16 protein-coding genes and 1 pseudogene are annotated in these 20,922 nt (G+C 65.3%); 9 read left to right on the top strand and 8 right to left on the bottom strand.

Annotated features, from left to right (window positions below; all coding sequences use genetic code 11):
- Positions 1-29 precede the first annotated feature (29 nt).
- Complete coding sequence (gene folP, locus C489_RS08065) at positions 30-2,654, bottom strand: dihydropteroate synthase (protein WP_006430719.1); 2,625 nt, start codon at positions 2,652-2,654, stop codon at positions 30-32.
- 193 nt (positions 2,655-2,847) lie between these two features.
- Between folP and C489_RS08060 the strand changes: the two genes are divergently transcribed.
- Complete coding sequence (locus tag C489_RS08060) at positions 2,848-3,219, top strand: cupin domain-containing protein (protein ID WP_049890726.1); 372 nt, start codon at positions 2,848-2,850, stop codon at positions 3,217-3,219.
- Between the two features lie 142 nt (positions 3,220-3,361).
- Here the strand turns inward: C489_RS08060 and C489_RS08055 are convergent, their stop codons facing one another.
- Positions 3,362-3,604 (bottom strand): hypothetical protein, encoded by a 243-nt coding sequence (locus C489_RS08055; RefSeq protein WP_006430717.1) that lies wholly within the window; start codon positions 3,602-3,604, stop codon positions 3,362-3,364.
- A gap of 169 nt (positions 3,605-3,773) precedes the next feature.
- Complete coding sequence (locus C489_RS08050; RefSeq protein ID WP_006430716.1) at positions 3,774-4,556, bottom strand: ABC transporter ATP-binding protein; 783 nt, start codon at positions 4,554-4,556, stop codon at positions 3,774-3,776.
- Between the two features lie 202 nt (positions 4,557-4,758).
- Between C489_RS08050 and C489_RS08045 the strand changes: the two genes are divergently transcribed.
- Positions 4,759-6,426: a hypothetical protein gene (locus tag C489_RS08045; RefSeq protein WP_006430715.1), complete on the top strand. Its 1,668-nt coding sequence runs from the start codon at positions 4,759-4,761 to the stop codon at positions 6,424-6,426.
- Between the two features lie 292 nt (positions 6,427-6,718).
- Here C489_RS08045 and C489_RS21545 read toward each other — a convergent pair whose 3' ends face one another.
- Positions 6,719-7,498, bottom strand: a complete 780-nt coding sequence (locus C489_RS21545; RefSeq protein ID WP_152423127.1) for a hypothetical protein — start codon at positions 7,496-7,498, stop codon at positions 6,719-6,721.
- 532 nt (positions 7,499-8,030) lie between these two features.
- Here C489_RS21545 and C489_RS08040 point away from each other — a divergent pair.
- From C489_RS08040 to C489_RS08015, 6 genes and pseudogenes are all read left to right on the top strand, one after another.
- Positions 8,031-8,435 (top strand): annotated as a pseudogene (locus C489_RS08040) (hypothetical protein); the annotation flags it as partial.
- 134 nt (positions 8,436-8,569) lie between these two features.
- The gene (locus C489_RS08035; RefSeq protein ID WP_006430713.1) at positions 8,570-9,322 is read left to right on the top strand and encodes an SDR family NAD(P)-dependent oxidoreductase; all 753 of its coding nucleotides are present in this window, start codon (positions 8,570-8,572) and stop codon (positions 9,320-9,322) included.
- A 115-nt stretch (positions 9,323-9,437) separates the two neighbouring features.
- Positions 9,438-10,004 carry a GNAT family N-acetyltransferase gene (locus C489_RS08030; RefSeq protein WP_006430712.1) on the top strand — a complete coding sequence of 189 codons (567 nt, stop codon included), beginning with the start codon at positions 9,438-9,440 and terminating at the stop codon, positions 10,002-10,004.
- A 115-nt stretch (positions 10,005-10,119) separates the two neighbouring features.
- On the top strand, positions 10,120-10,818 hold the full coding sequence (locus C489_RS08025; protein WP_006430711.1) for a CDP-alcohol phosphatidyltransferase family protein: 699 nt from the start codon (positions 10,120-10,122) through the stop codon (positions 10,816-10,818).
- Positions 10,815-11,522, top strand: a complete 708-nt coding sequence (locus C489_RS08020; RefSeq protein ID WP_006430710.1) for a CehA/McbA family metallohydrolase — start codon at positions 10,815-10,817, stop codon at positions 11,520-11,522. The genes C489_RS08025 and C489_RS08020 overlap by 4 nt, the downstream gene beginning before the upstream one ends.
- Before the next feature lie 160 nt (positions 11,523-11,682).
- On the top strand, positions 11,683-12,339 hold the full coding sequence (locus C489_RS08015; RefSeq protein WP_239642042.1) for a metal-dependent hydrolase: 657 nt from the start codon (positions 11,683-11,685) through the stop codon (positions 12,337-12,339).
- A 158-nt stretch (positions 12,340-12,497) separates the two neighbouring features.
- On the opposite strand, the gene carB is transcribed toward C489_RS08015, so the two are convergent.
- Complete coding sequence (gene carB, locus C489_RS08010; protein ID WP_006430708.1) at positions 12,498-15,674, bottom strand: carbamoyl-phosphate synthase large subunit; 3,177 nt, start codon at positions 15,672-15,674, stop codon at positions 12,498-12,500.
- Positions 15,675-15,939: 265 nt separating this feature from the next.
- On the opposite strand from carB, the gene C489_RS08005 reads away from it, so the two are divergent.
- A complete protein-coding gene (locus C489_RS08005) occupies positions 15,940-18,336 on the top strand; it encodes a hybrid sensor histidine kinase/response regulator (RefSeq protein ID WP_006430707.1) in 2,397 nt (798 codons plus the stop codon).
- A gap of 69 nt (positions 18,337-18,405) precedes the next feature.
- Here the strand turns inward: C489_RS08005 and C489_RS08000 are convergent, their stop codons facing one another.
- From C489_RS08000 to C489_RS07990, 3 genes are all read right to left on the bottom strand, one after another.
- Positions 18,406-18,942: a DUF5815 family protein gene (locus C489_RS08000; RefSeq protein WP_006430706.1), complete on the bottom strand. Its 537-nt coding sequence runs from the start codon at positions 18,940-18,942 to the stop codon at positions 18,406-18,408.
- 115 nt (positions 18,943-19,057) lie between these two features.
- The gene (locus C489_RS07995; protein WP_006430705.1) at positions 19,058-19,819 is read right to left on the bottom strand and encodes a class I SAM-dependent methyltransferase; all 762 of its coding nucleotides are present in this window, start codon (positions 19,817-19,819) and stop codon (positions 19,058-19,060) included.
- 36 nt (positions 19,820-19,855) lie between these two features.
- Positions 19,856-20,740 (bottom strand): aldo/keto reductase, encoded by an 885-nt coding sequence (locus C489_RS07990; RefSeq protein WP_006430704.1) that lies wholly within the window; start codon positions 20,738-20,740, stop codon positions 19,856-19,858.
- Positions 20,741-20,922: the final 182 nt, after the last annotated feature.

The raw sequence follows: 20,922 nt of genomic DNA, 5'->3' as shown, positions 1-20,922 counted from the left end.
CGGATGGAACCGGACCGCGGGAGCGGCGACTACGGCTCCCAGTCGAACTGCGCCGGATCGCGCGCGGCGAGCGCCGTGCGGACCGCGGCGACGTTCTCGGGAACGTCGTGGACGCGGATCAGGTCGGCCCCGCGGTCGGCCGCCAGCGCGCTCGCCGCGACGGTCGCCTCGAGTCGCTCGCCGGACTCGCGGCCGACCTGTGCGAACATGGATTTGTGGGAGTGGCCGAACAGCACCGGGCAGCCGAGCGCGTGGAACTCGTCGATCCGATCGAGGAGTTCGAAGTTCTCGGCGGCGGACTTGCCGAAGCCGATGCCGGGATCGACGATGATCTGACTGCGATCGAGTCCGGCCTTCTCGGCCAGCAGGATGCGTTCGGAGAGCTGGTCGATCACGTCCGCGACGACGTCGTCGTACTCGATGTCGCGGTCCGGCACGACCGGTGCGTCGATGCTGTGCATGACGACAAGTCCCGCGTCGTGATCTGCCGCCACGAAGCGCATCTCGGGGTCCTCGAGCCCCGAAACGTCGTTGATGATGTCCGCGCCGGCCTCGAGCGCGGCGTCGGCGACGGCGGCCCGGCGCGTGTCGACCGAGATCAGGGCGTCGAGGTCTGCGATCCGTTCGATCACGGGGACGACCCGCTCGAGTTCCTCCGCGACCGAGACGGGGGCCGCACCCGGCCGGGTGGATTCCCCGCCGATATCGATCACGTCGACATCGGCCTCGATCATCGCCTCGGCGCGAGCCACGGCGTCCTCGAGCGCGTCGTACTCGCCGCCGTCGTGGAAGCTGTCGGGCGTGACGTTCAGGATCCCCATCACGGCGGTTCGGTCCGCCCACGGGTAGTCCGGGCCGCTCGAGCCGTCGGTCGCCCAGCCGGGAGCGCGGACTCGACCCGTCCGGCGATCCGCCTCCGACGCGTCGGTCTCGACGGCTGTGGCGTCGCGTCCTTCGTCACCGACACCCGCACCCGTTTCGCCTTCGGCCCCGACGCCAGCACCGGTATCGGCGTCGATCTCGAGGGTCGCCCGCAACTCGCGGGCGACGTCGGCCAACCCGTGGGGGCGGGATCGGGTCTCGAGCGCCTCGACGAGCGCCTCGAACTGGGCGAGCGTGCCCATCAGCACGGCGTCGACGACCTCGTCGTCGCGCTCGAGGCCGGAGAGGGCGCACTCGCCCCCGACCCGGAGCAGTTCCTCCTTGAGGACGGTCGCCTGCCGGTCCCGCAGCGCCGTCCTGACGACCCGGTGGACGGCGTCGCCGTCCAGCCGTTCCACGTCGCCCCCGGCGACGTTCGCGGCTTCGAGCGCGTCGCGGGCGTCCGAGCGGTCGCGGACCCGCTTCGAAACGTCGGTTCGGGTCCACCGCGAGCGGGCCTCGGCGACCGCGAACAGCGAGCCGGTGACGAGCACGCAGTCGCCGCGCTCGGCGTCGGCGAGGGCGCTTGCGAGCGCGTCCGGCACCGCCGTCTCGGTGCGGACGGTGCCGGCACCGGCGTCCGCGAAGACGTCCGCGAGGACGGCCGAGTCCTCGGCGCGGTCGAGTGAGGGTTCGGCCACGGTGACGGTATCCGGCGTCGGCAGGAGGGCGGCCATCTCGCGGTGGTCTTTGTCGTGCATCGCGCCGAAGACGAGGTGGAGGTCGTCGTAGTCGTAGGTCCCGAGCGTCTCGGCGAGCCCCTCGCAGGCACCCGGATTGTGCGCGCCGTCGAGGACGACCAGCGGCTCGGTGTCGAGCACCTCGAACCGGCCCGGCCAGTGGGCGCTCCGCAGGCCGCGTGCGAGGTCCGTCGCCGAAACGTCGCCGACCTGCCGGGCGAGGGTCACGGCGATACCCGCGTTCTCGGCCTGATGTGCGCCCAGCAGCGGAATCCGCGTCTCGAGGTCCCAGTCGTCGGCGTCGATCGAGACGGCGGCTTCGGTGTGGTTGGTCCGCCCGCCGTAGGCGACGCGGACGGCCGGTCGCGAGCCCTCGTCGTCGCCATCGGTCTCGTCGGGTTCCGATCCGACAGTCACTACGTCGCCGGCGACCTCGCGGATCGCCTCGAGCGGGCTCCCGGTGACGCCCGTCACGAGCGGCGTGTTTGCCGGCGCGACGTGGGCCTTGTCGCGGGCGATCTCCTCGACAGTGTCGCCGAGGATGCCCGTGTGCTCCAAGGTCACGCTCGTCACCGCGCTCGCGACCGGGTTGACGACGCTCGTGGCGTCGTACTTGCCGCCGATACCGACCTCGAGGACGGCGATGTCGACATCCTCGCGGCCGAACTGCCACAGCGCCATCGCGGTCATCGTCTCGAAAAAGGTCGGCGAATCGCCGTCGGCACCGCGTGCCGTGATGTAGTCGTGGATGGTGTCGACGTACTCACAGACCGCGGCGCGGGGGATCTTCCGGCCGTCGATGCGGACGCGCTCGCGGAGGTCTTCGAGGTGGGGTGAGGTGTAGAGACCGACGGAATAGCCGGCCTCCCGCAGGGTCCGCTCGAGCATTCGGGCCGTGCTCCCCTTCCCGTTGGAGCCGGCGATCTGGACGAAGTCGACGTCGTCGTGTGGGTCCTCGAGGTGGGACAGCAGCCGGGCCGTCGACTCCGTGCCCGGCTTCGGGCGGAACCGCCGCAGATCGAAGAGGAAGTCCGCCGCCTCGTGATACTCCATGTGGATACCAGAGAGCCCGATCGTTTTAGAACATTCCGTTCGGGAACCGTCTGCCGTCCGCCGACCACTGACTCGGCGGCGGTCTCGAGCGACGGCGGTCCCCGAGATGTTCGGGAGAAAACCGACCCGGGTCGGGTGCGTCGACTCGAACGACGAGACAGGCGGGTCCCGATCGCCCGTCGGACACTCAGCTATGCCAGCGACAGATTTCGACACCGAACGAACGTACGACGAGCACCGATTCAGCACCCGCCCGGTCTTTCGGAGCGACCGGATGAAAACCGTCCTCGGCTACTTCGAGCCGGGACAGTTCATCCCGGTCCACGCGCCCGGCAGCGACGTGACGATCTGTGTCCGGTCGGGTACCGGCGTCGTCCGCGAGGGGGAGACCGAACACGTCGTCGGTCCCGGCGACGTGGTCGCCGTCGGAGCCGACGTCGATCGCGGCGTTCGAGCCGACGAGGACGGCCGACTCGAGGCCCTGCTCGTGACGAGTCCGCCGCCGACGGACGCCGAGCACGAGCCCGTCCGTGAGGGCCTCGAGCGCGGGGTCTTCAATCCCTAATCCGAGCGGCCGAATGGCCGCTCGTCGCTCGTCGCCGAATCGGCCCACAGCGCTGCTGAGGCGACCGACGTATCGACTCGAGAAACGACTTCGATGCTCGTATTCGTACTCGTGAGACTGCGACGCTACCGGCGAGCGAGAGTCACACGTCTCGTGGCCGCGACGGCGGCCGGACGAACAACCCGTCGACCAGCGCGATGGCGGCGACGGCGACGCCCCAGAGAAGGGTCGTTTCGACGGGGAGATCGAGGAGGCGACCGGCGAGGACAGCAGTCACGAAGCCCGTCGGAATCAGGCCGAGCAGGAGATCGTATCGGTCGATCGTCGCGACGTAGTCGGCGAGTCGGGACTCGAGATCGATGCCGGTGATATCTCTCTGCACCATGCCTTCTCACCACCGGGCGGTAGTACGGGAGCCGAATACTAAAATCATATGAGAATCTAACGTCACAGCAGACAGCTACGACCCGATTCGGGGTTCTCTGTCCGTCTCGTGAGTGGCTATCCGCCGACCGAACCCGACTCGAGGCGTCATCGCTCGAATTGGGCTCGTCTCACTCGAACGACGGCTCTGCCGCCATACCCTCCTGTCCGTGCTCGCGGGTGATCTCGAGGAAGGCGTCCTCCAAGCTGCGGGCATCGCCGGTCTCGGCACGGGACTTGAGCGTCTCGGGGTCGCCCTCCGCGACGAGTTCGCCATCGTGGAGCACGCCGATCTCGTCGGCCAGTTCGTCGACGACGGGGAGGATGTGCGTCGAGAGGAAGATCGTCATCTCCCGATCGGCCAGGTCGGCGATGGTATCCCGCATCGTCCGCGCGGCGCGGGGATCGAGCCCGCTCGTCGGCTCGTCGAGGAAGGCCACGTCCGGTTCGTGGAGGACCGCCTGAATGACGCCGACCTTCTGGCGCATCCCCTTCGAGTAGTCCTCGATGCGTTTGTTCGCGTCTTCGAGCAGGTCAAAGCGCTCGAGTAGCGACTCGATGCGCTCTGCGGCGTCGGCCTCGGGGATGTCCCGCAGTCCGGCAGCGTACTCGAGTTGCTCGCGGCCGGAGAGTTCGTCGTAGACCGGCGGCTCCTCGGGGAGGTACCCGATGTGTGGCGTGACTGACTCCCGATCCGCGATCGAGTGGCCGGCGACGCGGGCGGTCCCGTCGGTCGGCTTCGTCAGCGTCGTCAGCATCCGCATCGTGGTCGTCTTCCCCGCACCGTTGGGGCCGAGAAAGCCGTAGACGGTCCCGCGATCGACGTCCATCGTCAGCTCCGAGACGGCGGTCGTCTCGCCGTAGCGCTTGGTCAGTCCGTCGGTTTCGATAGCGAGGGCGTCGACAGGGCTCATAGGATTCCTTTCACCGCGGTATAATTAAATGTGTGTCATAGCTTGCAGCGATGCGAGCGCCGCCAGGTCGATCGGCACTCGAGAACGGGATCGGAACAAGCGGAATGACAAACATCCAAACAGTTTACTAAGCGCGCAACGGAGCATCGGTTGTGATTCACGCACGCCCGTACCCCGTCCACTCGAGCCGAGGTGGGAGCTGATGGGACGCGCCCCGATTTCGATGACCGTCGCCGAAACGGAAGTGCGGCGCACCGTGCGAGCGATGGTCGGTAATCGAACGAAACTGCTCATGATGGCGGCAGTCGCGCTGTTCGTCCTCGGGCCGGTTACGGCCCTTGGCTTGTTATTCCTCCCGGAACTCGGGGAACAGGCCGCCGCCGGAACGGTGTCGACGGAGGTCGCGACGACGGTCACAGAGATCGTGACCGGCGGTGTTGCAGTCCTGTGGGTGTCTCTGGTAGTGATGTCAATCCTACGTACCGTGACGACAGTTGCTAACGTCGACGAACCGGCTTTTCTCCTGTTGTCAACGACGGTCCGGAACATCATCATCGGTATCGTTGCCGCCGAAACTGCACTCTATGCGAGCGTTCTGATACCCCTCGCTGTGCTTTTCGCCGCCGCGTTCGCATACGGAACGGGGACGGTACTTCCAGTACTCGTCGCACCGTTGCTGGTCGCCCTTCTCCTGCTCACCGCCATCCCCGTCGGATTCGTCATCGGCGTCTGGGTTCGGCACCTGATCACCGTCTACGAGCCGGTCGCTCGGTATCGAACACTGCTGTTCGCCGCGTTCTGGCTCGTCTACTTCAGCGCGATTGCGACCGGCGGACTAAACGTAGTCATGTGGTCACTGTTCACGACGTTACAGACCAGCCCGCTCGGATGGCCCGGCCACCTGCTGCTGGTCGGAGTCCCCGGTATCGACCCGTCGATGGTCGGCATCGCCGGTGCGGTCGCCGGATCCTCTCTCCTCGTCGGGGTCGCCTTCATCGCCGGTATCCCCTCTGCACAGCGCCACTGGTTCGCTGATTCGGCCCGAACTGACGACGAGGAGATCGACGAAAAGACATCATCCGACCAACTCTCCGGCCTCCTCCCGGGAAGCGTCTCGCGACCGGTCCGGACGGTGGCGGTGACAGCGGTCCGTCGGACGAAGCGAGCGCCGATCCGCTTGGCGTACGCCGGCTATCCGCTGCTCGGCGTGCTCGGTTTCATCCAGCAGATTATTGAGACCGGCACAGTGCCGTCGTTCATGGCTGTCGTGTTCTGTCTGTACGTGGTCTGGACGACCGGGGTCCTGTTTACGCTCAACCCGCTCGGCGACCTCGGCCCGGCGCTGCCCGCCGTCGTCACGTCGACGCTCACCGGCCGGCAGGCGATCCGCGGCCGCATGCTCGCCGGTGCGCTCGTTGCCGTTCCGCTTGCCCTCCTCGTGTCGCTCGCATTCGGAATCGTCAGCCCGCTCTCGCTCAAGCAGGCCACTGCCCTAGCTGCCGGCACCGTCGTTGGAGCGGTCGTCACGCCGGCACTGGCATCGGGAATCGGGTCGGCATTTCCTCGCTTCGGCAGCGTCAATGTGACGAACAACCGCGAGGCCGTAATGCCGAGCAAGACGGCCTTCGTCGTCTACACGCTCGCGATCGTCCTCCCCACAATCGCCGCGCTCGTGATCTATCTTGAGGCTCCCGAGACGATCGCCGGGCTGATCGCGTCGGTCGCCGCATGGACGCCGGTTCCCGATATCTCAATCTCCGCACGCGCCATCACCGTCGGGGCGTGGATCGTGCTGATCGGCGGCCTGATCGCACCGGTCGTCTCCTACCGGTACGCGATCGAGCGCTTCGACTGGTACGCACTCGAATGAATCGATATTGAAAGACTGGACTCGAGTTCAGATTGGTGACCAAAGTCGATACCACGGGTCCCGATCTTATCATTCAATCGATCTCGGCGATCCAATACCTATCTAGAAGCTGAGAAGCTGTCGTCCACAGAGATCGACGAAAAACAAGTGATCCTTGTCTCAGAAAATGTCGTCCAGACCAGACCCAATAACTTTATTACCACAAAATAGCTACACTATTTGGTTGATATTCTCAACCAATCCCAGCAATTTAATCAGAGTAGAGAATAATAATGGCAGTCGTTACGGATCGTTAGCAGTATCCTAAATCATCACAGGCTTCCTCTGCTCCTAAATCACATGCATCTGAGTCATCTCCAATAAAATCACACATATCTTTTGTTATCTCCTTGCATGCACGCCGGGCAATTAAGCTTCCGGTGCATAGTACTCCGAAATAGACATCACAGCCTTTGTTACAGGCTAGATTAAATACTGATTTACATGTACTGCACTCAGCATCAGGTAACCAATCTTGTGCTGTAGCCCTTTGTTCACGTGTCGAAGGACTTCTTTCGTGTGACGACACTACATCTGTCTTAATTCGCCCGTTATTGACTGTAGCAGTGACAATAGTATCAGAACCACTTTTTGGTTCAACCACCCACGTTCCTTCAAGGAAGGTCTCGGCGTCCTCCCTAAATGTGGCGACGATTGTGGCTTTTTCAATTGGTTCATCGTCTATTTCAGCAGGGATCCCAAGAACACGACGATCCTTCTGGTTTGGCCCGGATATTTCCCATCCTCTGATGTCGTCAGAGTTAATGCGGAACCCTTCTTCGTTCATGTATCCAGCTAGAGTGTCAAATCCCGTTAATTCTTGAGCTTTTTCACGAATTTGGTTCACTTGTTTACTCTGTAATTCCCTAATAGCCGCGTTACTGCCATCATCTGAGCCACCCTCTGCCGCAGCAACCGAGCCAGTCGCCCCAATCATACCTACGGCACTAGTTTTTCCAACCGACTTTAATACAGATCTCCTATTAATTGATTCATTATCCCTATCATTATTATCGTCTGTGGTATCAACCATTATTCCAATAATGTTATTTATATTCCAATTATTTATATCTATCCCGGTTTATCTCGTATTGAAGTCAAATATAGTGGGCTGGTTATCTAATTATTAGGTAGATCGATCACCGAGAGCTGTAATCTACTCCTATATCTTAGAGAATCATACCTTCAAGATTTGAGTGCGCCAACTATGGCTGGTCGGGTTGTAGGGTATTATGACTATCAAAAGCATCTATCGGCGATTAGCGCGGCGCAGTGGCCTCGTGCCGACGAGACTGCGCGCTATCCCCTCTTCAATTCAGATTACCGAAACCGAGACCGACGAAATAATGGTAAACATCCGATTCAGACACAAATTCTGGCACTGAACAAACATAGTAACGCCAGGATAGCGGTCAACTTATACTGTCGGGATCGTGTTCGGTCACCATTCGCACGACATTATCCGCGTACCGTTCCCGGACGCCTGTTTTGTCGACGATCTCAGGAACCCGGAGAGATTTCCGTGCCAGCAATCGTCGGCGTCTTGAGCGCCTTCAGAATTGCTGCCTCTCTCACTCGAGCGAACCGCGGCTCTGGTCGCCGGGACCGCCGTCGGCGCGGTCGTCACGCCGGCGCTGGCGTCGGGAATCGGGTCGGCGTTCCCCCGCTTTGGCAGCGTCAACGTGACAAACAACCGTGAGGCCGTGATGCCGAGCAAGACCGCCTTCGTCGTCTACACCCTCGCGATCATCCTCCCAACGGTCGCTGCGCTCGTGCTCTATCTCGAGGCCCCCGAGACGATTGCCGGGCTGATCACGTCGGTCGCCGCGTGGACGCCGGCTCCGGACCTCTCGATCTCCGCACACGGCATCACCGTCGGGGCGTGGATCGTGCTGATCGGCGGCCTGCTCGCGCCGGTCGTCTCCTACCGGTACGCGGTCGAGCGCTTCGACTGGTACGCACTCGAGTAGGTGCCGTGGCGTTCTCTGAGAACCGCCATCGTGCGCTCGAACGCGGGGAAAGAGCGGGCGTCGACCCACTGCGTTTGCCCACGATCTGAGACTGCTCCCATCGTTTTTGCCAGGGGCCGGCCACAGTGGTGGGTATGGAAACCGACGAGCAGACGGCGGTCATCACGGGCGGCGGATCGGGGATCGGACGGGCGACCGCACTCGAGTTCGCGGACAGAGGGGCGAACGTCGTCGTCGCCGATCTCGACGTCGATGGCGGCGAGGCGACCGTCGACGAGATCGAAGACGCCGGCGGCGACGCGCTGTTCGTCGAGACGGACGTGTCCGATCCGGACGCCGCAGGTGCGATGATCGATACCGCGGTCGAGGAATACGGACGCCTCGACTGTGCGTTCAACAACGCCGGAATCGGCGGCGAACAGGCACCCATCGACGAGTACCCTGCCGAGAGCTGGCAGGGAGTCATCGACGTGAACCTGGTCGGCGTCTTCAACTCCATGAAAGCAGAACTCGAGTGCATGCAAGAACAGGAGTCGGGCGGCGTCATCGTGAACAACGCCTCGGTACTCGGTAAAGTCGGCTTCGCGACCTCGTCGGCGTACTCCGCGGCCAAGCACGGGGTCCTCGGGCTCACGAAAAGCGCCGCCCTCGAGAACGGTGAAACGGGCGTCCGCATCAACAGCGTCTGTCCCGGCTTCATCGAAACGCCGCTTCTCGAGGGTTCGATGGACGACGAGACGCGCACGCAGATCGAGAGCATGCACGCGATGAACCGCCTCGGAACGCCCGATGAGGTCGCCGGTGCGGTCGTCTGGCTCTGCAGCGACGAGGCGTCGTTCGTCACTGGGGAAGCGCTCGGCGTCGACGGCGGCTATCTCAGCCAGTAGCTGGCCGTCGACGCGGTCGCTTCGCTCGAATCGGTCTCCGTTTCGATCCGGAGCCGCGGGCCTGCCGTGTAGCGACCCCGAAACTTATTCGAGCGGCGACGAAATCACCCGCTCGATGCCACAGCTCTGGCGGCTGACCCGCAATCGGTACGGCCGAGCGGTCTACGATGCGCTCGCCCGAATCGGCGTCACGGCGACGGTGATGTACGAGTACGTCGCGACGCTCGAGGACGCCGCCGTCGAGGCGACCGATGGGTCGTACGAGGTCGCCGTCTGCGACCCGGAGCGGGTGACAGGGCTCGACGCCCCGGTGGGAGAGCTTCAGTCCGACGAAATGGTCGTCGCGGCCCTCGAGGACGGGACGCCGCGGGGCTACCTCTTTTGCTCCGTCGACGCGACCCACGAGATCCATCCCTTAGAGCAAACGCTCGCGTTCGAGGGAGCCTATCTCAGACGCGTCTTCGTCGATCCGGATCACCGAAACCGCGGCATCGCGACCGCGATGCTCGCCGAGGCGTGCCGGCAGGCCCGCGAGCGGGGTGCCCGACGGGCCACCGCGCTCGTCGCCCTCGATAACGCGCCCTCGCGTGCCCTGTTCGAGCGCCACGGCTTCGTCCCCCGCCGGACCCGACGCTACGTTCGAATCGGCCCGTTCACCCACCGGACGACGCGAGCTGCGTGACCTCCCTACCGGTCTCGAGCGGAACGTAGGCCTACAAACCTATATAGAATTCTCGTAAGTAAATAGTTCCCAGAGCAGATTTATACCGATTGCGGTGGACTCTCCACTCGAGTGGATGCCCAACGAACTGCGCGAGGCGATACGAGGGGTCTGGAACCGGTTCGATCTCGCCGATCGACGGGTCGGAAACGCGGCGGACAGAACGAACGTCCTCGAGCGACTCACGGGTGCCGACTACATCAGCCTCGGTGCGCTCTTCGTCGGATGGGCCAGCGCGCTCCTGTTCGCACGCGGGGAGCCGAACTGGGCGCTGCTGGCCATGTTTGGGGCCTTCCTGCTTGACAAAGCTGACGGGTGGTACGCCCGCCGAACGGGGACCTCGTCGCCCTTCGGTCGGCAGGTGGATTCGTTCATCGATATCTTCGCGTATCTGGTCCCGTCGGTGCTCCTGTATCACTTCGTCCTCGCGCCGAACGTATACGCGAGCCTCGTCGTGGGCTTTCTCGTCCTCGCGTTCGGCGGTCTGCGGTTGGTTCGGCACAACAGCGAGGGGTTCGGGTCCGACGGCGCTGCGAGCTTCTACCACGGGACGACCGTCGTCCACACGAACCTCGTCGTCGTCGCGAACTACTTCCTCGCCGTGCTCGTCGGGAGTTGGAACGGCTGGCTCGCGGGACTCACCATCGGCGTCGTCTGCCCACTGATGGTCTCGGATTACAAGGCCTACAAGACCGACACGACCCACGTACTGGCCGGGATCGCCGCGGTGGCCGCGATCGGACTGGCGATCGGCCTCGAGTTCGGCTACCTATGACCGGGCGCGCGGTGAGCGGGGACGAGCGGCGGCCGCGGACGGTGCGCATCGATCCCCACGTCCACACCGACGCCTCCTACGACGGTCGGACGACGCCGGCGGAACTGGTCCGAACGGCGCGGACCGTCGGCCTCGACGGGGTCGTCGTCACCGACCACGACACGATCGAGGGTGCGACGCGGGCCGCGGCGTTGGCACCGGACAATCTCGCCGTCATCGTCGGTTGTGAAGTCTCGACCGCCGACGGCCACCTGCTCGCGATCGGCATCGACGCCGCGCCGGCCCCCGATCGGCCCCTCGTCGAGACGGCGCGGTCGATCCGCGACGCGGGCGGTATCGCGGTCGTCCCCCACCCCTTCCAGCGATCCCGACACGGGGCCCGCGAGGCGGCGATCGACGGCGTCGACGGCATCGAAGTCTACAACGCCCACGCGGTCACGAACGTCCGCAACCGTCAGTCCGAACGCTTCGCGAGGCGCAACGACTATCCGCAGTTCGGCGGGAGCGACGCCCACCGGGCCGACCGCGTCGGCCGCGCCGTTACCGAGGTCCGACTGCCCGCAGCGACATCGCCAACCCCGGCGACGATCCTCGAGTCGATGCGAGCCGGGCGGACCGCCGCGGTCGGCGAGCGAACGACGGCGTGGCAGTACCTGACTAAGGAACTCCGGAACGCTAGACGAAAGACGCCGTCGCTGCGCTGAGGGAGCCGTATTCTCGAGCGGTGGCGTTCGAAACCGAGTGGCGACGCTGGTATCGACTCGAGCAGTGGTCGGTCTGTGATGCTCGAGCGCGGCGACACCTGTGGTCGAAGCCTCGTTGTTTATCGGCAGTGAGCACTATGTAGCGAACAGTATCGCTATGATGGCGCTCACACACGGATTTATGGCCCTCGCCGCCGCCGTCGTCGTCCTGCCGGTTCTGGGCGACCACGTCGGGGTGGCCCTCCTGCTCGCGGCCGCGTTCGTCGGCGGACTCGCGCCCGACGCCGACCTGCTCGCGAGCCACCGGAAGACGCTGCACTATCCGGTCGGCTATTCGGTCCTCGCCGCCGTTTTGCTCGGCGCGTTTCTCCTGACATCGTCGCCCGGAGTGTTGGTCCTGACAGTCGCAGTCGGTGCCGCCGCCCTGCACTCCGTCTCCGACGTGCTCGGCGGCAGCGCGGAGCGGGAACCGTGGAACCCGGTGACCGAGAACGGCGTCTACAACCACGCACTCGGACGGTGGCACCGCCCGCGCCGGTACGTCCGGTACTCGGGCGCACCGGAGGACTTCCTCGTCTGCGTCGCGTTCGCGGCCGTGGCGATACCGGCGGGAGCCACGTCGGCAACGGTCGACGCGGCGCTTCTCGGACTCGTCGCGTTCGCGGGCCTCTACTCGCTGTGTCGGAAGCGACTCGCAGGGATCGCGGCGACGCTCGGCCGCCTCGTCCCGAGGCGACTCCGCGCGGTCGTCCCCACAGTGCGAGTCACGGAGACCGAAACCGACGGCACGACGATCGATATCCGCTTCGGGCGCTAATCGGCCGTGGTCTCGAGTTCGAAGATCAGACACGGATGAGGACCACGTTTTCGACGCTCGACTCTCGACGGAGTTAGCACCGGTAGCCGACGCTTATCCACGAATAAAGAACGGAAACCGCGGGTAGAATTCACTCGAGCGAGCAGTCGCCGATACCGTTACTCCGACTTGCCCCAGCCGGACACCTGCTTCGGGCGGCTGGAGACCGACGAGACGTCCAATTCGCCGTCGAAGCCGTCGAGGGCTTCGACGTAGGCCTCGGCGCTGGCGACCGTCGAGAGGTACGGAATCTCTTCTTCGACGGCCATCTCCAGCGAGTCGCGGTCGCGGCTGACGACGAAGTCGACCTTGCCCTCACGGATGGCTTGGGGCACGTCGTCGAACTCCGCGAGATCGAAGTGGTTCTCGAAGCCGTCGACGTCGAGGTCGACGACGGCGGTCCCCTCGCTGACGGCGTTGTCGGCGGCCTGCTGGGCCTTCCAGTAGGCAGTGCCGAAGTCGCTTGCCGTCCCCATGACCTCGCCGGTGGACTTCATCTCCGGGCCGAGACGCGGGTCCGACCCCGGCAGGCGGTCGAACGGCAGGACGACCTCCTTGATCGAGGTCTGGTCGGGGATCTGCTCGTCGGCATCGAGGCTCTCGAGGGTCTCGCCGGCCATGACCTGCGCGGCGAGTTTGGCGATCGGGACGCCGGTCGCCTTCGAGACGAAGGGGACGGTACGCGAGGAACGCGGATTCGCCTCGAGCACGTAGACTTCGCCGTCGCGGACGGCCAGCTGGACGTTCAGCAGCCCCTTCGTCTTCAGGGCTGCGGCGATGTCCTCGGTGACCTCGCGGACGCGCTCGAGGGTGTCTTCCTCGAGCGAGCGGGGTGGGATCATACACGCGGAGTCGCCGGAGTGGACGCCGGCGCTCTCGACGTGTTCCATGATGCCGCCGATGAGCACGTTGCGGCCGTCCGAAACCGCGTCCACGTCGAGTTCGACCGCGTCCTCGAGGAAGTCGTCCACGAGGATCGGCTTATCGGGCGCGACGCGGACCGCTTCCTCGATGTAGGTCTGGAGTTCCTCGTCGGTGTAGACGACATCCATCGCGCGGCCGCCGAGCACGTAGGAGGGACGCACGAGGACGGGGTAGCCGATGTCGTGGGCCAGCTCCAGTGCCTCCTCCTCGGAGAAGGCGGTGCCGCCCTCGGGCTGGGCGATGCCCAGTTCGTCCATCAGGGCGTTGAAGCGGTCGCGGTCCTCGGCGAGGTCCATCGCCTCGACGGAGGTACCCATGACCTCGCAGTCGAGGTCGCGGCGCTGCAGTTCGTCCTCGAGGGGCTCGCCGATGTTGACGGAGGTCTGGCCGCCGAACTGGACCATCACGCCGTCGGCACCGGTCGCCTCGGCGACGTCGGCGACCTCCTCGGCCGTGATCGGCTCGAAGAAGAGGCCGTCGGAGGTGTCGTAGTCCGTCGAGACCGTCTCGGGGTTGTTGTTCACGACGTAGGCGTCGATGCCGAGTTCGCGCAGCGCGCGAACCGCGTGGACCGAACAGTAGTCGAACTCGACGCCCTGGCCGATGCGGATCGGGCCGCCGCCGACGACGATCACGCTCTCGATATCGCGGTCGACCTCGAGTTCGCCCGCGGCGGCGTTGCCCTTCAGCGGCCCGGTCTCGAACTCGTTCTTGCGCGCGGAGTAGTAGTACGGCGTCTCGGCTTCGAACTCGCCCGCACAGGTGTCGACCTGTTTGTAGGTGCGGCCGGGGACGTCCGTCTCGACAGTGTCGACGTCCGCGCCCGCGGTCGCTGCGATGCTGGCGTTGGTGTGGCCGGCGATCGCGGCCTCGGTAAAGTCGCCCGCTTGGGCGGCGAGCGTCGAGTCTGCGATGCGCTTGAAGCGCTCGGTGTACCACTCGAAGATGCCGGTGAGTTCCTGGACCTCGTCGACGGTGTACCCGCGTTCGAACGCCTCGAACATCGCGTAGGGACGGTCCGGCGATGGGCGCTCTAAGTACTGCTCCTCGAGTTCCGCGTCCGAGAGGTCGTCCCAGTCGACGTCGGGTTCGTATTCGCTCGAGCGAAGCGCCTTGAGCAGGGACTCCTCGAAGGAGCGGCCGATGGCCATCGCCTCGCCGGTCGACTTCATGGCCGTGGTCAGTTCGAAGTCGACATCGTCGAACTTGTCTTTGGGCCAGCGCGGGACCTTCGTGACCACGTAGTCGATCGCGGGCTCGAAGGCGGCCGTGGTTTCGCCCGTGATCTCGTTGGTGATCTCGTGGAGGCGCTTGCCGAGCGCGACCTTCGCGGTTACGCGGGCGATCGGGTAGCCGGTCGCCTTGGAGGCCAGCGCGGAAGAGCGGGAGACGCGGGGGTTGACCTCGACGACGCGGTACTCGCCGCCGGGGGTGCCGTCGTCGCGCCACGCGAACTGGATGTTACAGCCGCCCTGAATGCCGAGTTCGCGGATGACGTCGAGCGCGGCGGTGCGCATCTCCTGGTGGCCCTCGTCGGGGACGATCTGGGAGGGCGTGACGACCGTCGACTCGCCCGTGTGGATGCCCATCGGGTCGATGTTCTCCATGTTGCAGATGATGATGCACGAGTCGTCGGCGTCGCGCATCACTTCGTACTCGTACTCGACCCAGCCGGCGATGGACTCGGTGATGAGGACCTCGCTGTTTCGGGAGAGGCGCAGCCCCTTGCGGACGCGGCGCAGCAGTTCGTCCATCTCGTGGACGACGCCCGACCCCGAGCCGCCAAGCGTGTAGGTCGTGCGGGCGATGACCGGCAGCCCGCCGACCTCGTCGACGGCGGCCTGCACACGCTCTCTCAAGCTCTCCTCGGTCATCTCCGAAACCTCCTCGCCCTCGTCGAGCGAGATGGTCGTCGAGGCGGGAACCGGCTGGCCGATCTTCTCCATGCGCTGGCGGAACAGGTCGCGGTCTTCCGTCGCGTAGATCGTGTCCAGGGGCGTCCCCATGATCTCGACGTCGTACTCCTCGAGAACGCCTTCCTCGGCCAGTTCGGCCGTGACGTTCAGTCCGGTCTGGCCGCCCAGTCCGGCGATGACGCCGTCGGGTCGCTCCTTGCGGATGATCTCGGCGATGGCGTCGGTCGTGATCGGCTCGATGTAGACCTCGTCGGCCATCTCCGGGTCCGTCATGATCGTCGCCGGGTTCGAGTTCACGAGGACGACGCGAGCCCCCTCCTCCTGCAGCGCTCGGCAGGCCTGTGCGCCCGAATAGTCGAATTCGGCGGCCTGTCCGATCTGGATCGGGCCGCTGCCGATCAGTAAGATCGTGCGACCGTCACCCGTCTCGGCGTCCGTGGCGGTGTCCGTACTCATTTGTCTTGTCGAATTGGAGTTCGCACATCGTAATAAGCCCCACGATACAATACGATTCTCGAAACGCTTTTTCGAATTTCGAACTCGGGCCGGGAGCGGTGGGCCGAATCGGCCCGGTTACCACGATAGCACCCACTCTTTACCGGGTGGGTGGGAAGCCCACGCACGATCCCACACGAACGCGCTCGAACTCGAGCGATCGGTTATCACCGGATTCGGGCCGTACACCTTATCACGGCTCGTTCCGTCCGTCTGGACGAACTAGATGGCCACGTTCGGTCCCACCCGGTTCGAGCGACCCACCACCGTCGTCTACGCCGATCCGGCTCCCGACGATCGTCGTCGGGTCGCCGACGGACTCGAGTCGATCGCCGACGGGCTCACAGTGGTGCCAGTTGCCACGCTGGCCGAACTCCGCGACGCGGTTGCGGACGCGAGCGGGCGTACGTGTGTCGTGACCGAATATCAGTTCGCAGAGACCGACGCGCTGTCGCTGTACGACCGCATCCGAGCCGATGGCATCGGCGACGTGCCGATCGTCCTCTACACGGCAGACGGCGACGAACGGCTCGCCAGCGACGCCGTGACGGCCGGGTTTTCGGGGTACGTCCCGAAGGGGCTCGAAGACTCGCTCGAGCGGCTGGTCGCACAGCTTCGGGCGATCGTCAACCAGCCGGTGGCACCCAACGGCGGGCAAACGGCGGGGAGCCGGCTCCGACCGGATACGGAGCGAGGGTCGCTCCGGGCCGAGCGCGATCAGTTCGCCGCGCTGTTCGAGCACAGTCCGGACGCGGTCATCGTGACCCGCCGGGACGACCCGAATCGAATCATCGATGTCAACCCCGCCTTCGAGGCCATCTTCGGCCACGACCGCGGGGACATCGCCGGCGGCGCACTCGACGATATCCTCGTCCCGAACGACGCCGAACCGGTATCCATGGCTGATACGGTCGGACTCGGAACGATAGTCACGGAACCCGTCGAGCGGCTCACCGTCGACGGCCGCAGGGACTTCTTCCTGCGCGGGTTCGCGGCCGAAGTCGCCGGCGAGGTCTACGAGTACGCGATCTACACCGACATCTCCGACCAGAAACGCCGGGAACGCGAACTAGAGCGGTACCGCACGCTCGTCGATGCGGTCGGCGATTCGATGTACGTCCTCGACGAGACGGGACGAATCGAGATGGTCAACGACGCGATGGCAGACGCTCTCGGGACGACGCGTGCCGACCTCGTCGGACAGCCCCCCTCGCGGTACATGCCGGCCGAAGACGTCGAACGGGCCACGGAGTTGCTGCTCGACATCCTCGCGGACGACGACCGAACGTGGGGCACCTTCGAGATGGAGTTCCAGCCCGTCGACGGCGAGCCGTTCGTGGTCGAGAACAACGTCGCTCCGATAGTCGCCGAAGACGGCTCGCTCGCCGGCAGCGTCGGCGCGATCCGGGACATCAGCGATCGAATCGAACGCGAGCGCCAGATCCGCAAACTCCACGAGGGAACCCGCCGGCTGATGGCCGCAGAACGCACCGCGGAGGTCGCCCGCGTCGCGAGCGAGATCGCCCGCGACGCGCTGTCCCTCGAGATCAACTCGGTTCACCTGTACGAGGAACGAACGGCGTCTCGAACCGTGAGCGCCGACGGGCCGCCCGTCGCGGCCGACCCGAGTCTCGAGTCGCGCCGGGAGCGAGGCATCCTCGTCCCCGCCGCGGCGACCGATCGCACCGAAGCGCTGTTCGGCTCCGTGCCCGCTATCGGCCCGGGCGACGGGATCTCGTGGGACGCGTTCGAGGCCGGCGAGACCATCGTTCACGGCGACGTTCGCCGGGCCGAGAACGTGCGCAACCCCGAGACGGCGATCCGTAGCGAGGCCCACATTCCGCTCGGAACGATGGGGATTTTCATCGTCAGTTCGACGACGCCGAACGACTTCGATCCCGAGACGATCACGCTCGCACGCATCCTCGCGGCCAACGTCGAGGCCGCCCTCGAGCAGGCCCGCCGCGAGGCCGAACTCGCCGAACGCACGGCCGAGCTCGAGCGACAGAACGACCGACTGGAGGCCTTCGCCAGCACCGTCTCCCACGATCTGCGGAACCCGCTGACCCTCGCTGCGGGCCATCTCGAGAACCTCGAGGCCCACGTCGACGAGGAGGGCGAGCGCTACCGCAAGGAGATCGACTGGGCACTCGAACGGATGGACGACCTCATCGAGAACGTCCTCACGCTCGCCCGGAGCGGCCAGCGGCTGACGGCGACGGAGCCGGTCGCCCTCGACGAGGTCGTCGATCAGGCACGCAGAACCGTCGATCCGGACCTCGATCTCGTTCGGGAGGAGCCGCTACCGACGGTCGAAGCCGACGCGGACCGCCTGCTGGTCTGCTTCGAGAACGTGTTCCGCAACGCCCGAGACCACGTCGGCGATGACGTGACGATCACGATCGAGACCACCGACGACGGGTTCGCCATCGCCGACGACGGCCCCGGCGTTCCGCCCGGCGAGCGCGGCGACATCCTCGAGTCGGGGTACAGCACGTCCCCCGACGGCACCGGCTTCGGGCTGGCCATCGTCTCCGAAGTCGTCGAGGCCCACGGCTGGTCGGTCACCGTCGGCGAGAGCGACGCCGGCGGGCTTCGGCTGGCGGTCTCGCTCGAGGAGTAGGATCGTAGAACCGATTATTGCGCACTGGTTCTGAAAACAGCGGGCGACTCGTCGACGCTGAAAGTTGAGCTACAGCGGCTGGTCGTGTTCGGTCTCGAACTCGCGCTGTCGGCGGTACTGCTCGACGAACTCCGCGACATCGAACTCGAGCATCTGGGACTCGAACTCGCTGACGGCGGTGTCGTTCTCGGCGTGGCTGATCGCGTGTTCCATGAGTTCGACGACGAGTTCGACGACGACCTCGTGGAGCCGTCGGGCGTCGAAATCGGTCATCCACAGCATCGTGTAGCCGACCGCGCCGTCGTCGCTCGCGTCGTGGATGGCGACCGCCTCGGGGAACTCCTCCAAGACGACGCCCATCAGGTGGGGCGTGCCGAACTCCTCGAACTCGTCGTCGGTGTCGATCGTCTCCTGTAGTACAGCCACGAGCGATTCCGGGAAGAAACGCGACGGCGGGTGCACGTCGGTCACGACCGCGTGGGTCTCGCCGCAGGGACAGTTGTACTCGCGCATCCCCAGATCGATCTCGTGGGGATCGACGGACTCCCCGCAGGGAAGCTCGAGGTGATCGCCGTCGTCGGAACCCGGAACGCTGGGTCCTGGCATTGCCAGCGCTACGGCTGGGCCGGGCATAAGGGCGACGACTCGGGGTGATCGACGACGGCAGCGGTCGCCAACGGAGACGCGCGGACGACTGCGGTCATCGAGAGCCGCCGATGGCTTACTCCGGCCGGCGAAACGCGATGCTGTACATCTCGCCGGCCGACTCCGAGCCGATCGCGGCGACGAGGGCCTCGGCCCGCTCGAGCAACGCACCACCCAGTTCCGAGTCCGCGGGGAGTGCATCGATTTTCGAGCGGACCACATCGGCGTGGGCCTCGAGGTGGCTCTCGGTCCACGGGACCGGGTCCAACAGCGTTCGAGATCTATCGACCGTCCACCCGTGGCCGGCGAACAGCCAGGCGAGGGTCGCCGACGGGTAAAACGTCAACATCGGCTTTGCGTCGACTAACTGTGCGGCCGCGTTCTCGAGGGCGAAGAGGTCGCGAACAGCGGCGGTCTCGGGCAGCGGCTCGTAGTCGTCGACAACGAGGTGACAGCCCGACGCGGCGACGCGGGTCAGTTCGCCGATGATCGCGTCGAGATCGGCGGGCGGCACCACGTTGAACAGCCCGTGTGCGGTGATGACTTCGACGGTATCGTTGGGCAGCGGGACCCGGCGCAGGTCTGCCTCGAGGACGGCGAGATGCCGTTCGATCTGCTCTCCATCTCGGTTTCGATCGGCGAGGTTGTGGTTCGCCAGAACGCGCTCGAGCGTGGTCTCCGCGTGGGTCCGGTCGTCGGTTACGGCGTAGACGCATGCCGCGCCGTTCGCGAGCAGGCCAGCCGTCGTATTGCCGACGCCAGCCCCGGCTTCGAGACAGATCGCACCGTCGACGGGGCGGTCCTCGAGGGCGGTCGTGACGGTGCGTGGAACGTCCATGTAGTCTCGCGGGTTGGTGCTCGCTGTCGCAGGTCTTCAGTGGTGGAGCTGTTCGGGGACCGGACTGTCGTCGTGGCGCGCTTCCTCGATGAGCGAGCGCTGTTCGTGCTCGCTCATCCCGTCGTACCGGGTGGCCGCGTCGAGGACCATCGCGACGAGTTTCGGATCGCCGGGCGAGACGACTGTCGAGAGCCCCTGCGACGCGGCGAAGTCGAACCGCTCGCGGATCGCCTCGGGCGTCTCCACCGGCTCGTACCAGTTGGCGTACGGCCGGTCGGCTTCCGGCAACTCCTCGGTCGGGGGCCACGATCCCTTCGCGAAGGCCTTGATCCCGAGCGTGCCGATTCCAGCCTCTTCGGCGCGCTCGAGGACCGCCTCGTAATCGTGGCCGTCGTCACCCTTCGCGGCGACGACCGGATTCAGGGGAAACATCAGCGTCGCGAGGTCGTCGATCCGATCCATCGCGTCGAGGATGAGCTGCGGGTTGCCGTGGCTCGTCAGCCCGATGTCGCCGATCAGCCCCTCCGCCTTGGCGTCGCGAAACGCCGCGAGCGCGCCGTCCTCGCCCGTGATCGCTTCGAGTTCGTCCTCGTACTCGAGGCCGTGGACCTGATAGAGGTCGATGTGATCGACGCCGAGCCGATCGAGCGACCGCTCGAGTTTCCGGCGCGCGCCGTCGTAGTCCCGTTCCTGGGTCTTGCAGCCGAGGTAGATCTCCTCGCGGTGCTGGCGAAGTTTGGGCCCGAGTTTGAGTTCGGCGTCGCCGTAGGTCGGCGCGACATCGAAGTGGTTGACCCCGCGATCGAGGACGAGTTCGACCAGTTGATTCGCACCCTCCTGCTCGAGCCAGTTGAGCGCGATCGCACCGAAGGTCACGACAGTGCTTTCGTGGCCGGTCGAGCCCAAGTCACGCGTTTCCATACCGGCCCATCGGCGAGACCCTACATAAGTCACGGGCCACCGGCAGCCCGAGCGGTCGATCGGGTCCGAGGTGTCTGACTGACCGGGCGGAGCGGGCTGGCGTACAGCAGTCAGCACAATTGCGACTACGCATCTCGAGACGAGAGACAAAACGACCGTCGCTAACAGGTGTGGAGACGGTC

This window comes from Natrinema versiforme JCM 10478 (assembly GCF_000337195.1).
GTDB classification, from domain to species: domain Archaea; phylum Halobacteriota; class Halobacteria; order Halobacteriales; family Natrialbaceae; genus Natrinema; species Natrinema versiforme.
The sequence above is the reverse complement of the archived record's forward strand: the minus strand, read 5'-3'. Positions and strand labels throughout refer to the sequence as shown.

Excerpts from the sequence above, each read along its gene's own strand:
- C489_RS08005 (WP_006430707.1), top strand. The coding sequence starts at position 15,940 with ATGGCCACGTTCGGTCCCACCCGGTTCGAGCGACCCACCACCGTCGTC.
- C489_RS08045 (WP_006430715.1), top strand. The coding sequence starts at position 4,759 with ATGGGACGCGCCCCGATTTCGATGACCGTCGCCGAAACGGAAGTGCGG.
- C489_RS07995 (WP_006430705.1), bottom strand. The coding sequence starts at position 19,819 with ATGGACGTTCCACGCACCGTCACGACCGCCCTCGAGGACCGCCCCGTC.
- C489_RS08025 (WP_006430711.1), top strand. The coding sequence starts at position 10,120 with ATGCCCAACGAACTGCGCGAGGCGATACGAGGGGTCTGGAACCGGTTC.
- C489_RS07990 (WP_006430704.1), bottom strand. The coding sequence starts at position 20,740 with ATGGAAACGCGTGACTTGGGCTCGACCGGCCACGAAAGCACTGTCGTG.
- C489_RS08035 (WP_006430713.1), top strand. The coding sequence starts at position 8,570 with ATGGAAACCGACGAGCAGACGGCGGTCATCACGGGCGGCGGATCGGGG.
- C489_RS08015 (WP_239642042.1), top strand. The coding sequence starts at position 11,683 with ATGGCGCTCACACACGGATTTATGGCCCTCGCCGCCGCCGTCGTCGTC.
- C489_RS08030 (WP_006430712.1), top strand. The coding sequence starts at position 9,438 with ATGCCACAGCTCTGGCGGCTGACCCGCAATCGGTACGGCCGAGCGGTC.
- C489_RS08020 (WP_006430710.1), top strand. The coding sequence starts at position 10,815 with ATGACCGGGCGCGCGGTGAGCGGGGACGAGCGGCGGCCGCGGACGGTG.
- C489_RS08060 (WP_049890726.1), top strand. The coding sequence starts at position 2,848 with ATGCCAGCGACAGATTTCGACACCGAACGAACGTACGACGAGCACCGA.
- C489_RS08000 (WP_006430706.1), bottom strand. The coding sequence starts at position 18,942 with ATGCCAGGACCCAGCGTTCCGGGTTCCGACGACGGCGATCACCTCGAG.
- C489_RS08050 (WP_006430716.1), bottom strand. The coding sequence starts at position 4,556 with ATGAGCCCTGTCGACGCCCTCGCTATCGAAACCGACGGACTGACCAAG.
- folP (WP_006430719.1), bottom strand. The coding sequence starts at position 2,654 with ATGGAGTATCACGAGGCGGCGGACTTCCTCTTCGATCTGCGGCGGTTC.
- carB (WP_006430708.1), bottom strand. The coding sequence starts at position 15,674 with ATGAGTACGGACACCGCCACGGACGCCGAGACGGGTGACGGTCGCACG.
- C489_RS08055 (WP_006430717.1), bottom strand. The coding sequence starts at position 3,604 with ATGGTGCAGAGAGATATCACCGGCATCGATCTCGAGTCCCGACTCGCC.
- C489_RS21545 (WP_152423127.1), bottom strand. The coding sequence starts at position 7,498 with ATGGTTGATACCACAGACGATAATAATGATAGGGATAATGAATCAATT.